The organism is Streptomyces sp. NPDC056224 (genome assembly GCF_042267665.1).
Taxonomy (GTDB): Bacteria; Actinomycetota; Actinomycetes; order Streptomycetales; family Streptomycetaceae; genus Streptomyces.
In genome coordinates this window covers 1-15,146 of sequence record NZ_JBHJTK010000032.1, presented here as the reverse complement: position 1 = coordinate 15,146, position 15,146 = coordinate 1, and the positions used below count along the sequence as shown (strand labels likewise).

Genomic DNA, 15,146 nt, shown 5'->3' with positions numbered 1-15,146 from the left:
GCGTCGCTGCGGTCGCCGGTGGCGGGATCCGAGTGCAGACTGCTGTCGTGCGCAGCGCGAAGGTGGGTCGTCACGGGTCCACCGCTCTGCGCATTCTCGCCGTCGCCGCCGTCTACTACGGGGCCGCACGGGTCGGCCTTCTCCAGCAGCTGGTGCGTGACCAGGTCACTCCCCTGTGGCCGCCTACCGGCGTCGCGCTGGCCGGGCTGCTCCTGCTGGGACTGCGCGTCTGGCCGGGCATCGCACTGGGCGCGTTCCTGGCCAACGTGCTCCTCGGGCCGTCGTTGATCTCCGTGCTGGCCATCACGGCGGGCAATACCCTGGCGCCGGTCTGTGCCTGCCTGATGTTGCGCAGAGCGGGGTTCAGGAACGAGCTGGACCGCCTGCGGGACGTGCTGGCGCTGGTCTTCCTCGGCGCCCTCGCCGGGATGCTGATCAGTTCAACCATCGGCAGCGGCGTCCTGGTCCTCTCCGGAGCACTGGATGCGGGCGAATTCTGGCGGACGTGGTCGGTGTGGTGGACCGGCGACGCGATGGGAATCCTCGTCGTCACACCCTTCCTGCTCGTGCTGCGCAAGGCCCGGTGGCCGTCGCGGGCCGGACCCGGCCGATGGTTCGAGGCGGTGGCGCTGGCCCTCGGTACGGTTCTCGCCACGCTCTTCGTGACGCGCACGCCCGATTCGAACCTGCTCTTCCTCGTCTCGCCGTTCTTGATCTGGGCGGCCTTCCGCTTCCGGCTGCCCGGCGCGGCGCCCTGCGCGCTCGTGGTGTCGACGCTGGCGATTCTCGCTGCCGCCGGCGACAAAGGCCCGTTCGTCGGCGAGAACGTCTTTGCCGACATGGTCACGCTCCAGGCCTTCAACGGCACGACGGCGCTGACGGCCCTCCTCATCGCGGCCGTCATCACCGAACGCGACAAAACGTACGAGGAGATCAAACGGGTCTGCGCGCGGCTCGGGGAGATGGTGGGGCGGATGGAGCCGCGGCCCGAGTCGTACGAGTACCCGCCGGAGAACCAACCGCCGCCATGACACCCCGCTGGCGCCGCGCACGCCCATCTCGCCGCCAGGCCCCGTTCCGGGAACGCGCCGCCCAGACCGTACTCGTCGGCCGCTTCCTCACCGACTACTACCGTGTGGTCAGGCGTCCGCGTGTGGCGAGGCGAGCGAGGCGCTGTTCCTCGCGGTCGGCCCAGCGTCGTACGCGGTCCGGGTCCAGCGGGGTTCCGTGGCCGACGTGCAGGCGGGTGGGGTTGAGCGCGAGCATTTCGCGGAGGCTGGCGAGGTTGCCGAGCGGGTCGTCGTGGAAGGGCGGGTTGGCGGGCTTGCCGGGGATGAGTCCCATGAAGGAGTTGGCGACCAGGTCGCCGGCGACCAGGTCACCTGCGCCGGTGATGACGGATACCGACCCGGCGGTGTGTCCGGGCGTGGGCATGATGCGGGCGGTGATCCCGAAGTCGTCGAGGTCGGTTTCCCCGCGGAGCAGGATGCCGGGCTCGATCGGCTCGGCTCGGACGTGCAGGTTCTTGTTGCGGTTCATGAGGCGGCCCATGGGGCCGGTGGGCAGGTACGGCAGGCGGACGCGGCCGGTTCGGTAGGGCTCGAGATCGGCAACGTGGCCGGCGACGGGGGCTCCGGTCAGCCGGTGCAGCTCGGCCGCGGAGCCGAAGTGGTCGATGTGGCCGTGCGTGAGGACGATCAGTGCGATGTCCGCCGGGTCGACTCCGTGCGCGGCTACTTGGTCGCGGATCCTGCGGGCGCTGCCCGGTGTACCGGCGTCGACGACGACGGGGCGGCGGCCCAGCAGCAGGTAGGCGTTGACCGCGTGCCTGCCCAGGACGGGGATCGGGATGATTCTGGTGTCGGGCACGGGTGCTCCTGGGGTGATTGATGCCGCTGCCGGGGCATGCGGCTGCCAGGCCGGGCGCCCGGGGCGGGCGTGGCCTTCTGGCCGGGTTGGGGTGGGCTGGTGCGCCCGGGGACTAGCGGAAGCGGCGGCGGTACTCGGCGGGAGTGGTCCGCAGCCGACGCTGGAAGGACCGGTGCAGCGTCTTCACCGAGCCCAGTCCGCTGTCGTCGGCGATCTCCGGAAGGCTCAGGTCGGTTTCCTCCAGCAGCCGGCGGGCCGCTTCGAGCCGTACGGTTTCCACGTACGAGGCGGGGGTGCTGCCCGTACGTCTGACGAACGTCCGTGAGAAATGGCGGGGGCTGAGGTTCAGGCGGGCGGCGAGCGCTTCGGTGGACAGCTCTTCGCGCGGGTGCTCGGTGACCCACCGGCACAGCTCTTCCACCGGGTCGTCCGGGGGAGTCCGCAGCGCGAGGGGCGCACTGAACTGGCTCTGCCCGCCGGAGCGCTTGACGTACATGACCATCATGCGGGCGGTGGCGAGCGCGACGGCCTGACCGTGGTCCTCCGCCACCATCGCAAGGGCCATGTCCATCCCCGAGGTGACCCCCGCGCAGGTCCACACCCGTCCGGACCGGATGAAGATGGGGTCCGGATCGACGCCGATGTCCGGGTGATCGACGGCCAGCTGCGCGGCGGTCAGCCAGTGGGTCGTCGCCCGCCGCCCCTTCAGCAGCCCGGCGTCGGCCAGCAGGTGCGCGCCGGCGCAGATCGAGCCGATCCTGCGGGCCCGGGGTTCGCCCCGCCGCAGCCAGGCGGTGACCGTCTCGTCGATGACCGCCTCAACCCCGTTGCCGGTGTGGGTGATCGCACCGGACACCAGCAGGGTGTCGACGCGGCCGTCCACTTCTCCCAGCCTCAGGTCGGACATGAGCCGTACACCACTGGAGGTCGGTACTTCCCCTCCGGCCGCCGTCGCGATCTGGATCCGGTAGCCGGGCTTCCCCGACTCCACGAGGACCCGGGACGCCACGGAGAACACCTCGGCGGGTCCCGTGACGTCGAGCAGCTCGACGCCGGGGAACGCAACGATGACGACTCTTCGCGGTGAGGGCATGCACTGATCATTGACGTCACGGCCAGTGTCTGCAATGACGAGGTTGTCTCAGATCCGGCCATCGGCCGGTCGCTGTCGCCACCCGACGAGCGCCGGTCCCCGGCCGAGCGCCGTCGTCCAGGAGGCGTCCGGAGCACCGCCCACGTTCCGAGCCCGCAGTCGGCGACGAGGACGACACCGCTCGCCAGGGACGCCCGGTCCAGCCGGAAGGCCTGTACCGGTTCGGAGATCACGCCCGCGGTACGGGCCGGGACCGGCCCTTTCGTCCGGCTTGCCGAGGTCGGTCGGATTCGGTCCCGTCAGTGACCCCCGGGTCATGCGGTGGCGTCCGGGAGTCCTCCCAGGTGGGCGGCGGCTTCGGGGTGGCGGGGGTGGTTGAGTTCCGTCAGGGTGCGGTGGGCCGTGGCCAGGGCGGTGCGGGCTTCCTCGTCGCGGCCGAGGTGGTGCAGGGCGATACCCAGGTCGAGGCGGGCCGGTTCGCTCCAGGCCGGCATGTCCGCGGCCTCGAAGGCGGTGAGCGCTCGGCGCAGGGGGGCTTCCGCCTCGGACCAGCGGGCGAGTACGGCCAGGTCGCCACCGAGGTGGTGGAGGGTGGCGGCGTGGTAGACGGCGATCAGGTCGGGTGACTGGCCCGGGATTCCCGCGCGGCAGATGGCCTCACTGCTGCGGTGGATGGCGAGGGCCTGGTCGGCATGGCCGGTCTCGCGCAGCACGATGCCCAGCGTGTTGAGAGTGGTCAGTTCGGCGAGCCGGCCCTGCGGGGTGGTGTTGTCGCGGTGGCAGGCGGCGGAGTCGCGCAGCCAGGCGATGGCCTCGCCGGTGCGGCCGAGACGTTTCAGCGCGCCGGCTCCGTAGCCCAGGGCCCAGCCCATCTGGAGCCGGTCGCCGCTCTCCCCGGCTGCGGTGAAGGCCGCGTCGGCGGCCTCCAGGGCGGCATGGTGGTCGTAGGTGCACACGTTGTAGGCCCAGGCGAGATAGTTGAGGTGAACGGCCTCGTCCGCCCGGCTGCCCAGCGCGCGGGCGGCAGCGACGGCGAGTCGGAACACCTCCGCCCACTGCTCCCAGTGCTGGGTGCGGTCGGAGAACCAGTGCATGGCCTCGGCGGTGTCGATGACCTCACGGTGCCATCCGGCGGCCTGGGCATGCTGGAGCGCCCAGAGCCACTGGGCGCGTTCGGCTTCCAGCCAGGCGCGGGCCGGTTCGCGGCCGGTGGGGGCGGTGACGGGGTCGGGGTCGCCGTCGGGGGCCCGGTGGTGCTCCGCGTCGAAATGGAGCGCCGCCGCCGTGGCCCGGGTCAGCATCCAGCGGGCGGTGCGGTCGCGGGCGCCCGCGAGGGCGGCGGGGTCGTCGTCGGAGGCGAGCTGCTCGGTGGCGAACAGTTTCAGCAGATCGTGGAAGCGGTAGCGCTCGGTTTCCGGGTGGGCCTGGAGAAGTCCGCGGTCAGCGAGGTCCTGGGCGCACAGCCGGGCCCGGCGCAGCGTGGTGCCGGCCAGCAGGGCGGCGGTCTCCGGGCTGAAGTCGGGGCCGGCCGCCAGGGCGGCGCGCCGGAGCACGGTGCGGGCGGTCGGGGTGAGCCGACGGTAGGACAGCGCGAACGCGGCCCGCATTTCGAGGCTGCCGGCCCTCAGGGCGTCCAAGCGGCTCTCTTCGCGCGTGAGTTGGGCGACGAGCTTGGCAAGGCGCTCCTGCGGCCGGATCGCCAGGCGCTGTCCGGCGATCCGGACGGCCAGCGGCAGGTGGCCGCACAGATCGGCGAGGTCGCGGGCGGCCTGGGCCTCCTGGGAGACGCGCTGTGCGCCGATGATGCGGGTGATCAGTTCGACGGACTCCTCACGGTGCAGCAGCGCGAGGTCGATGCGGTGTGCGCACTCCAGGCCGGCCAGGGCGTGGCGGCTGGTGACGACGGTCAGCGAGTTGCCCCGACTCGGGAGCAGCGGGCGGAGCTGGTCCTCGTCGGCGGCGTTGTCCAGCAGCAGGAGCAGCCGACGGACGGCGGTGATCGAGCGGAGCAGACCCGTGCGGTCCTGGGTGTCGTGAGGGACGGCACGCTCGGTCACACCGAGGGCGCGCAGCAGGCGGGCCAGGACCTCACGCGGGTCAGCGGGCCGCTCGTCCATGCCGAGCAGATCGACGGCGAACTGGCCGTCGGGGTAGTGCGGGGCGAGGGAGTGCGCGGCGTGGACGGCGAAGGCGGTCTTGCCGAGGCCCGGCTGTCCGGCGACGACCGCCACGGGTGCCGACTCTCCTTCGGGGCGTTCGGCCAGGGCGCGCAGGCGGGCCAGGGCCTGGGTCCTGGCGGTGAAGTCACTGAGGTCGCGCGGCAGCGGCAGGGTGCCCGAGGGTACGGCGGCCGGGCGTGAGCGGGGACGGCCGAAGGCGGCGACCCGTTCCAGGTCTCCGCGGTCCGCGGTGTCCAGGGCGAGTGCACGGGCCAGGGCCTGCACGGTACGGCGCTGCGGTCCGCGAGTACGGCCGCGTTCCAGGTCGACGAGGGTGCGGACGCTCACTCCCGCGGCGTGGGCGAGTCGTTCCTGGGTGTGGCCGGCGCGGAGGCGCAGGCTGCGCAGCAGCTCCCCGAACCCGCCGGGCGCGGATCCGCCGACGCTCATGACGGACCCGCTGCTGGTGAACGCCCGATGGCAGGGGCTCGGCAGGGCTGCCGCACGTGGAACGCTCCTCGCGGTGCTGCGCTCCCCCGGGGGCGGCGCGAGCGGTACGGCAGAAGTATGCCGGATGCAGTCCTGCGGGCTGAACCGCCTGGTCCGCGCTACCGGGCGCGTGCTCGACTGGGTCCGGCCGCACTGCCGGGGCACGACGCGCCACACCACGACGCGCCACACCACGACGCGCCACACCACGACGCGCCACACCACGGCACACCACACCACGGCACGGCAGGCTCACGGCCGACCCCCAAGGCCGCAGGGCAGACCCCTCACACCGCACGCCCCTCTCGCGGTGCGGTGCGCCCACCTCATCGACCTCACCACATCACCTCACCGCACCGCATCCCATCGCCATCACCACGGTGCGGGCCCGTGGAAGGACACACCATGACATCGAGCCCCCTGTCCCTGACGAGCCCGGATCGTCCGGCAGCCCGCTACACCGTGGAGGAACTCTCCAGGATCGTCGGCATGTCGCCGAGGAACGTCCGAGCGCACCAATCACGCAAGTTGCTGCAGCCGCCGATCCGCAGGGGGCGGGTCGGCTACTACGACGACACGCATGTGCGCCGACTGGAGCACATCGTTTCGCTGCAGCGCCAAGGCTTCAACCTCGTGTCCATCGGCGCCATCCTCGGTGCGGAGGGCCGCGATGACGACCGGGAGAAGATCACCGCCGCCCTGCAGCGCGTGATACGGGAAAGGCCCGGCGTCTTCCACTCCCTGAACCGGCACGGCGTGGTCGGCTGGGACGAGGACGGCGCCGTGCGCATCGCCCGGCCGGGCGTCCTGCGTGCCGCCCTCGACCTCGTCCGGGCGGGGATCCCCGCGGCGGTCACCCTGCAGTGCCTGGCACGGTTGCTGGACCGGATCGACGGCGCGGCCGAGGAGCTGATCAAGGTCGTCGGCTCGGACATCCTCTCGCTCAACCTTCCTTGCCACGGGCGGAATTCCGCCGCCGGGTTGGATGACCACAGCACCGGCACCTTCGCCCAGGGATTGGTGGAGCTCCTCGCGAGCGCCTTCCGCGCGGCTGCCGAGAACCACGGCCGGGAACTGGCCGCGGACCTGCTGGCCAGCAGCTACGGGTCTGCCCCCTGGGCCGAGGAATCCGTCGTCGTCGAGAACGGATGAGCAACCCGGCCCCCCAGTGGGCCGATGACACCATTCCGTGCCGCGGTCGATCCGGTGTTGGGCACGGGATCGATCCGTTCGCCGAGGACCGGCCCCATCCGCCCTACGGTCAGTGGCGACCGGGCTTGCCGCAGGCGCTGCGGGACGGCCGATCCCCACCTGCCGCAAGCCGCCGGCCCTCATACCGATCCGACCCCGCCCACCCCCCGCACGACCATTCCCCTATCAGGATCGTGAAATCCCATGAAACGCACGTCCCCGTTTCCGGGCGCCGCCAAGGTCGAGAGCTATCGGCTGCGCGTCGACGCACGGTTGACCCAGGAGCCGGACGGATCCCTGGTGCTGGAGCAATCCCGCTACCGGCTGCGCCTACCCGCCCCGGAGGCCGGCCGGCGCGCGCTGCTTTTACGCATGTCCGAGGGGTGGCTGAGCGACCTCCAGATTGCCCAGCTCGTCACCGGCCTTGAGGGCGAAACGCGAATCCTGCCCGCCCAGCTCCTCGTACGCCGCCTGCTGTTGCACTGCTGGCTGGAGCGAAGGATCGCTGCCGGGGCCCGGGCGCTGCTGGACGTGGTGCCCCGTGGGCTCGGGGCGCAGAGCGGTCCCGTCCGGCGTCCGCACGGCGCCGGGGTGGTCTACCGGCTGTCCCGCTTCGCGGTGCTCCGTACCGATCGGGGGCGGATGCTGGCCCATTCCCCGCTGAGCACCGTCGCCATCGCCTGCGCGCACACCCAGCTGGGCGCCGTCCTGGCGGGCGCGGCGGCGGACGGGGTCAGCCGGATCGACGTGGCCAAGGCACTGGAGGTGGACGAGCCCACCGCCGGGTACGTGCTGGACGAACTGCTCTCCGCCCAAGTCCTGGTGACGTCCGAGGAAGCCGAGGCCGAAGTCAGCACCGCGCCGATGGGTCTGTGGTCGCCGGAGGAACTGTGGCTGCACGACCGGACGCGGCCGCAACGCCACGCGGCGCCGATCGGCGCCACCCACCGCTTCCGCGGTGTCCTGGAGCCGGAGCCCGCACAGACCGGCGGTCCCACCGCGCGTCGCACCATCGCGCTGCCCGCGCCCGCCGCGCGCCCCGCCGGGGCGGCGCCGGACTCGCTGGCCGCGGTGATGTCCCGTCGCCGCAGCGTCCGCCGCCAGGACGACACGCGGCCGATCACCGCGGCCCAATTGGGCGAGTTCCTGCACCGGGTCCAGCGCCTGGGACCCGCCGCGACCGGCGACGCGGACGGCCTGGAGACCGGCAGGCGCCCGTACCCGGGGGCCGGTGGGATCGGCGAACTGGAGATCTATCCGCTGGTCTCGCGCTGCGCCGGGCTGGAGAGCGGGCTCTACCACTACGACTCGCGACGGCACCGGCTGGCGGCCGTGGCCGCCACGGGCCCCGAGACCGCGAAGATGCTGTCGTTCGCGCGCGCCACGGCCACCATGCCCGACCCGCCGCAGGTGTTGTTCGTCATCACCGCACGGATCGGGCGCCTGATGTGGAAGTACGAGGGAATCCCGTACGCGCTGGCGCTCAAGGACGCCGGAATCCTGACCGCGTGGATGTACCTGGTCGCCACCGACATGGGGCTGGCCCCGTGCGCGCTGGGGGCGGGAGACGTCGCCTCGTTCGCCGCGCTGTCGGGACTGGACGCGCTGGTCGAACCCGCCATCGCCGAGTTCGTCCTCGGCTCTTGCCCGTCCGACTGTGAGGAGCAGCCTTGAGATTCCGCAAACAAGCCCTTCGAAAGCTCGAATCGCCCGAGCAGCTCGACGAGATCGCCCGACTGGCCTCGATACCCACCTGGCTGACGACGGTGGCCCTCCTGGTCGTGGTGCTCTCCGTCGGCACCTGGTCGGCGTTCGCCACCGTACCGAAGACCGTCGCCGCCCCCGGGGTGCTCACCCACGCGGCGGGCGCCGTCACCCTGGACGCCACCCGGCAGGGGCAGGTGACCTCGGTCCTGGTGGCCCCGAACCAACGGGTCGGCAAGGAGCAGCCGCTCTACACCCTGGTCGGCCAGAACGGCTCGACCGAAACGGTCACCGCGCCGTGGACCGCGCACGTGGTCAGTGTGCGGATCTCCGAAGGAGAGATGCTGCTGCCCGGGAGCAAGGTCGCCGTTCTGGAGCGGTTGGACACGCCCGGCGACCAGTTGGAGGCGATGGTCTACGTCCCGGCGGCCCATGCCCCGCTGCTGCGCGTCGGCATGCCCGTGCGGCTCTCGACCGCGGTGGCGCCGGTGAGCGTCTTCGGCACACTGTCCGGGACGGTCTCGGCCGTCGGCTCCCTGCCGGAGACGGAGGAGTCCCTGCACGCCTTCCTCGGCTCCGGCCGCGATGTGACGCCGTTCCTCAGTACCGGTTCGGTCGTCGCGGTGACCGTCCGCCTCACCCCGGACGCCGAGTCGCCGAGCGGGCTGAAGTGGTCGCGCTCCTCCCCGTCCTTCGCGCTGAACTCGCAGAGCGCGGTGACGGCGACCCTGACCGTGGCCCACGAGCGCCCGCTGAGCTGGCTGGTGAACCGATGAGTCTGACCCTCCCGAAGCGCGGAACCGACCGGCCGACCTCCAAGCGGGTGCGCACCCCCACCGTGATCCAGATGGAGGCCACCGAGTGCGGGGCGGCCTCGCTGGGCATCGTCCTGGCCCACTACGGCCGCCACGTACCGCTCGAAGAACTCAGGCAGGCCTGCGGGGTGAGCCGGGACGGCTCCACCGCGGCCAGCGTCGCCAAGGCGGCGCGCCGGTACGGGCTGACCGCGCGCGGTCGGCAGAGTCCCGTCGCGGACCTCGGCTCCGTGCGGCTGCCGGCCATTCTGTACTGGAACTTCGAACACTTCCTGGTGTTGGAGGGGCTGGGGCGGAAGGTCAGGCTCAACGACCCGGCCACCGGCCCCCGCACGGCGAGCTGGGAGGAGTTCGACGACGCGTACACGGGCATCCTGATCGCGCTGGAACCGGGCCCCGGGTTCGAGCGCGGAGGGCACCCGTTCAGTCTGGTCCGCACGCTGCGGGAACGCTGGCGCAATCTCGGCTCGGTGGTGCCGCAGACCGCGATCCTCGGTCTGCTGGTCGCCCTGGTCGGCATCGCGGTGCCCGCCCTCACCCGGGTCTTCGTCGACCGGGTGCTGCTCGGATCGGAATCGGTCACCTCCGTCGCGCTGGTCGCGGCGATGGCCGTGGCCACCGTGATCACCCTCGTCGCCGGATGGCTCCAACAGCGCCTGCTCGTGCGCGCCGAGACCGCGGTGGCGCTCGGCAGCGCGGCCCGCCTGATGCGGCACATGCTCAAGCTTCCGCTGGGCTTCTTCAACCAGCGGATGGCAGCCGACCTGGCCCGGCGGGTACGCACGAACGACGTGGTGGCCGACATCTTCACCCGGCGTCTGGCATCCACCGCGGTGGACATGGCACTGGCCCTGTCCTACGCCGCGCTGCTGTGCCAGTACGAGCTCGTCCTGGGGTTGTGCGCGCTGGTCTTCTCCGGCCTCAACGTGGTCGTGCTGCGCTGGCTGTCCGCCATCCGCGCGACTGCCATCGCAGGCCTGCAGGCCGAACGCGGCCGGCTCTTCGCCGCCGTGTACACCACCATCTCGATGATCGAGACGGTCAAGGCCAGCGGGCAGGAGGAGCTGAGCTACCAGCAGTTCGCCGCACGCCAGGCGGCGGTCACCACGGGTCAGCAGAAAGCGGGCGTGCCCGCCGCCGTCGTGGCAGCGGTGCCCGCCCTGCTCGCCGCGCTGAACACCGCAGTGCTGATCGCGCTGGGCAGTCACCTCGTCCTGACCGGCACCCTGACCGTGGGAGTGCTCGTCGCCATGCAGGGCCTGGCCGTCGCGATGAACCGGCCCGTCACCAGCCTCACCACGGTCAGCGCCCAGGTCGAGGAGATAGGGGCGGACCTGCAACGCCTCCAGGACGTGGAGCGCTATCCGCTGCCACCCGCACCCGTCGTCTCCGGCACACCGACACCGCTGGAAGGCCACGTGGTGCTCGACAAGGTCACCTTCGGCTACAACCCGCTCGTCCCGCCCCTCCTCCAGGACTTCTCACTCGAGCTGCCTCCCGGGGCGCGGGTGGCACTTGTCGGAGGCTCCGGCAGTGGGAAGTCCACCGTCGGCCGGCTGCTCGCCGGCCTGCACCAGCCCTGGAGCGGGCGGATCACCATCGACGGCCGGGAGCCGCACACCCTCGACCCGGGGCTGTGGGCCGCCACCATGGCGATGGTCGACCAGGACAAGATCATGTTCGAGGGCACGGTACGGGACAACATCACCCTGTGGGACCCGACCATCCCCGACGAGGACGTCGTACAGGCCCTCAAGGACGCCTGCATCCACCAGGAAGTGGCGGCCCGCCCCGGCGGCCTGGCCAGCCCGGTGCACGAAGGCGGACGCAACTTCTCCGGAGGCCAGCGCCAACGCCTGGAAATCGCCCGCGCCCTGGTCCGCAACCCCCGGCTGCTCATCCTGGACGAGGCCACCAGCGCCCTGGACACCGAGACGGAGCGACTGATCGACTCCAACCTTCGCCGCCGCGGCGCCACCTGCCTCATCGTCGCCCACCGCTTGTCCACCATTCGTGACTGCGACCGGATCATCGTGCTCCAGCACGGCCAGGAGGTCGAACGCGGCACTCACGACGCCCTCATGGAACGCGACGGTTCCTACGCGGCACTCATCCGGCACCACGCGAAGTCAGCGGGGGAAACCACATGAACACCGTTGTTCCGCCCCAGGACTGGGACCTGCTCGCCCGACTGGCGGCCCCCGGCTCCGCCGCTACCCGCCGCATCGACGGGCGGCACACCGTCTACCTGGTCGAAGGCGGGCCGGCCGACATCTTCGCGAGCCGTCTCGTGCCCGACGGCGACACCTCCCGGCAGCACTTCGTCGCCCGCTGCCCCGCCCACAGCGCGATCCCCTCCTCGACCGCGACCGGCGAGTGGCAGCTCACCGTGGTGCCACTGCCCGGTGGCCGCCTCCGCGGCGTCGACCACGACCAGCTCTCCAGGCTGGTCCGCCAGGTCCAGCCCGAGGAGTCGGACGGCGGTCGGCCGCCCGGTCACGACGACCGGATCGCCGACGTGATCAGCGACGCGCTGGACCGTGCGCTGCAGGCCGTCTCGGACGCCGTACGCTCCACCAGCGCCCCGCGGGACTCCCAGGTCCTGCGCTCCCGGCAGATCGTCTCCCTCACGCGCGGCCGTACGGTCGTCGGCGGCGGTCGGCCGTGCTGGATCCGGCTGGCGGACGGCCGCATGAGCAAGAACGGCCTGGCCGACCACATCGTCTCCGCCGGACGCGAAGCGCTCTTCCTCGGTCTCCAGGACTGGACCCGTGCGGAGTCGGACTGTCTGGTCGAGCTCCTGAACACCCCGGACCTGCTGCGCTCCGGAGCCCTCTTCGAAGCGGTCGACCAGCAGATGGCCCATCTGGTGCGTTCGCTCGGCGACCGCGCCCTGGCGACCGACACCGCGTTCCTGCACGCCCTGGACGTCCGCAAACGCGCGGCCGAGCAGATGGTGGCAGCGAGTGCCCGACGGGCCCTGGGCGTACTCGGCGCCAACAGCGCCCGCGGCGGGCGACTCGCCACCGAGGGCGCCCAGGACGCCCGGGCCTGGGCGGTCGAGACCCTCCAGGTGGTCACCGAGGGAGCGGACGTCGCCGTGACCGAGCCGCCCACTCATACGCCGGGGACCAGCAACCCCGGCGACGAACTGCGGGCGGTCGCCCAGAGTTCGGGGCTCCACCTGCGTCGGGTCCGGCTGTCCGCGAAGTGGTGGCACAACAACGTCGGACCGCTCATCGGCTGGCGCCCGGCCTCGTCGGTCGGCCCGGCATCCGCCGATCAGCTGACGGACACGCCGACCGGCGGCGCAGCCGTGGCCTCCGACGACGACGCCCGGCTGATTCCGGTTCCCCTGCTGTTCGCCCGCGGCAGGTACTGGATGGTCAACCCGCACACCCGGGCGCGTACCCCGGTGGACCATCGGCGCGCGCAAACCTTCAGCCGGAACGCCACCCTGGCCCAACTGCCCCTGCCCGCGCACAGCAGCCTGCGGCAACTCCTGCGCCGGGGGGCCTTCGGCACCGCGCCGGAGCTGCGTTCCATGCTGGCCAACGGAGTTGCCGTGGCGTCGCTCAGCCTCGCCACCCCGCTGCTCATCGGCCAGGTGCTCAGTTCCCTGACGTCCGGGAGCCTCCAGGACCTTCCCTGGGCCACCGGGCTGTACCTGGTGAGCGCCGTCGCGGCGGCCCTGTTCACCGCGCTGCTGAATCTGCACGCGTTGCGGCTGGAGGACCGCTTGGAATCGGGGGTCCAACTGGCCCTCTGGGACCGGCTGATCCGACTGCCGTCCGACTTCTTCACCCAGACCACGAGCGGTGTGCTGGCCAGCAAGATGCTGGGCACCGCATACGCCCGCCAGGCCTTGAACGGGCTGGCGACCCGGACCTTCCTCGCCCTGCTGACCGCGGCGGCCGGACTGGCCCTGACCATGACGGTCAATCCCGTCGTCGGCCTGTACACCCTCGTGCTGCTGGCCGGCACCAGCGGCCTGGGAGTCCTCTTCGGTGCGGTGGTGATCCGCCGTCAGCGCGAGGCCCTGCCCGCCGAGCACCACGCCGCGGCCGTGACGAACGAGATCTTCGGCGGCATCATGAAGATCAGGCTGGCCGGCGCCGAGAATGCCATGTTCAGCCGCTGGGCGCAGGCCACCGTCGTGGCCCGCGCCCGGCTGCAACGCGTTCACCGGGTGCAGGGAGCCCTGTCCGCGGTCGCCGTCACCGTACCCATCGCCGGACAACTGATCCTCTTCGCCGTCCTGGCGGGCCCTTTGCGGGGCCAGGTGCCGGCGAGCGGCTTCTTCACGCTCAACGCGGCCTTCGCCCTGCAACTCCAGTCCATGATCCTCCTGGTCACGAGCGGTGCCGAGTTCGTCGTCGTGCTCCCCCGCCTGCACGGCCTCTCCGAGGTACTGACCGCGCGGGCCGAGCGGGAACCCAGCCATGTCCAGCCGGTGGACCTCCGCGGGGAGATCGAGATCGTCAACGCGACCTTCGGTTACCCGACCCAGGACACCCCGGTGCTCGACAAGGTGACGCTGCACGCCCGCCCCGGCCAGTTCATAGCGATCGTCGGGCCCAGCGGATCCGGCAAGTCCACCCTCCTGCGGCTGCTGCTCGGCTTCGAGCGTCCGCGCAGCGGCTCCGTGCTCTACGACGGACAGGACCTGGCCGAGCTCGACGTGCAGGCCGTACGCCGGCAGTGCGGAGTGGTCCTCCAGGACGGGCGGCTGTTCAGCGGCACCATCCGGGAGAACATCTGCGGCGCCCAGCCCTACTCCATCGAGCAGGTCCGGGAGGCCGCCGCCATGGCAGGGCTCGACGAGGACATCGACCGGATGCCCATGGGGCTCAACAGTCTGCTGTCCTTCGGCGGCGGCGCCCTGTCCGTCGGCCAGAGGCAACGCGTCCTGATCGCCAGGGCGCTGATCTCCAAACCACGGGTGCTCTTCTTCGATGAAGCGACCAGTGCTCTCGACAACCACACCCAGGAAATCGTCACCGCCAGCACCCAGCAACTCGCCGCGACCCGGATCGTCATCGCCCACCGGCTCTCCACCGTGATCAACGCGGACGTCATCCTGGTCATGGACCAGGGCCGGATCGTCCAGAGCGGCACCTATCACGAGTTGCTCGCGGAAACCGGTGGACTGTTCCACCGGCTTGCCCAGCGCCAGCTCTGGGCGCAGTCGGCGAACCCGTGCGATGCGGCCGCCACCTCCTCAACTCCTTGACGAAAAGCGAAGGTTCGCACTATGGAAGAAGCCGAGCGCACTACTTTCACCGCTCGCTACAACGCGGTGGTCGCGGCCGCCTGGTCGGACCCGGGCAAGGAGCGGATGCTGTCCTGCGACCCTGCGGCCCTGCTCGCCGAACACGGAATCAGCGTGCCGACGGGCACCGTCATCGAGGTCGTCCGCGATCAGCCCGCGGCGTCCGGGACCCTGGAATCCCAGATCCGGGCCTGGGAGCAGATTCCCGACCGGGGCACACTCAGGCTGCTGGTCCCGTACCCGGAGCGGTTCGAGGCCACCGACCTCACCGAGGAGGAGCTGGACTCCCTCGTGGCCGGCCTCGGCCACCCCGCGCTGTCCGACGTTCCGCGCTGAACGCCGTCGAATCCCAGGAACCCGAAACCCCCAGGAAATACAGCAGAGGAGAAGGACCGTGAACGAGGAAGACGAGACCTACGCCGCCGATCTCTCGGATGACGACCTTCAGGCACTCGTGGCAGGTCTCAAGGGGTTGACCGTCACGAACGACGAATAGGCACCACACCATCCGGCGCCCACGGCGGCCGACGGGCAGGACGCGTAAGGTCCTGCCC

At 71.5% G+C, this 15,146-nt stretch carries 10 protein-coding genes; 7 read left to right on the top strand and 3 right to left on the bottom strand.

Annotated elements, in window-relative coordinates; genetic code table 11:
- Positions 1–47: 47 nt before the first annotated feature.
- Entirely contained in the window at positions 48–1,031 is a 984-nt protein-coding gene (locus ACFCZ1_RS28275; protein WP_376681091.1) for an MASE1 domain-containing protein, read from the top strand.
- 97 nt (positions 1,032–1,128) lie between these two features.
- Here ACFCZ1_RS28275 and ACFCZ1_RS28270 read toward each other — a convergent pair whose 3' ends face one another.
- From ACFCZ1_RS28270 to ACFCZ1_RS28260, 3 genes are all read right to left on the bottom strand, one after another.
- Positions 1,129–1,869, bottom strand: a complete 741-nt coding sequence (locus tag ACFCZ1_RS28270; RefSeq protein ID WP_376681090.1) for an MBL fold metallo-hydrolase — start codon at positions 1,867–1,869, stop codon at positions 1,129–1,131.
- 112 nt (positions 1,870–1,981) lie between these two features.
- Positions 1,982–2,962: a GlxA family transcriptional regulator gene (locus ACFCZ1_RS28265; RefSeq protein ID WP_376681089.1), complete on the bottom strand. Its 981-nt coding sequence runs from the start codon at positions 2,960–2,962 to the stop codon at positions 1,982–1,984.
- Positions 2,963–3,276: 314 nt separating this feature from the next.
- Entirely contained in the window at positions 3,277–5,571 is a 2,295-nt protein-coding gene (locus ACFCZ1_RS28260) for a helix-turn-helix domain-containing protein (protein ID WP_376681088.1), read from the bottom strand.
- A gap of 444 nt (positions 5,572–6,015) precedes the next feature.
- Here ACFCZ1_RS28260 and ACFCZ1_RS28255 point away from each other — a divergent pair, with 444 nt between their 5' ends.
- The 6 genes from ACFCZ1_RS28255 to ACFCZ1_RS28230 all read left to right on the top strand — a co-directional run bounded on the left by ACFCZ1_RS28255 (position 6,016) and on the right by ACFCZ1_RS28230 (position 14,928).
- Positions 6,016–6,762: a MerR family transcriptional regulator gene (locus ACFCZ1_RS28255; RefSeq protein WP_376681087.1), complete on the top strand. Its 747-nt coding sequence runs from the start codon at positions 6,016–6,018 to the stop codon at positions 6,760–6,762.
- A 243-nt stretch (positions 6,763–7,005) separates the two neighbouring features.
- A complete protein-coding gene (locus ACFCZ1_RS28250) occupies positions 7,006–8,475 on the top strand; it encodes a SagB family peptide dehydrogenase (protein WP_376681086.1) in 1,470 nt (489 codons plus the stop codon).
- Positions 8,472–9,281, top strand: a complete 810-nt coding sequence (locus ACFCZ1_RS28245) for an HlyD family efflux transporter periplasmic adaptor subunit (protein ID WP_376681085.1) — start codon at positions 8,472–8,474, stop codon at positions 9,279–9,281. Before ACFCZ1_RS28250 ends, ACFCZ1_RS28245 begins: the two co-directional genes overlap by 4 nt.
- Positions 9,278–11,470, top strand: a complete 2,193-nt coding sequence (locus ACFCZ1_RS28240) for an NHLP family bacteriocin export ABC transporter peptidase/permease/ATPase subunit (protein ID WP_376681084.1) — start codon at positions 9,278–9,280, stop codon at positions 11,468–11,470. The genes ACFCZ1_RS28245 and ACFCZ1_RS28240 overlap by 4 nt, the downstream gene beginning before the upstream one ends.
- Positions 11,467–14,553: an ATP-binding cassette domain-containing protein gene (locus ACFCZ1_RS28235; RefSeq protein WP_376681083.1), complete on the top strand. Its 3,087-nt coding sequence runs from the start codon at positions 11,467–11,469 to the stop codon at positions 14,551–14,553. The genes ACFCZ1_RS28240 and ACFCZ1_RS28235 overlap by 4 nt, the downstream gene beginning before the upstream one ends.
- Before the next feature lie 21 nt (positions 14,554–14,574).
- Entirely contained in the window at positions 14,575–14,928 is a 354-nt protein-coding gene (locus ACFCZ1_RS28230; RefSeq protein ID WP_376681082.1) for a hypothetical protein, read from the top strand.
- The last annotated feature ends 218 nt before the right edge of the window (positions 14,929–15,146 follow it).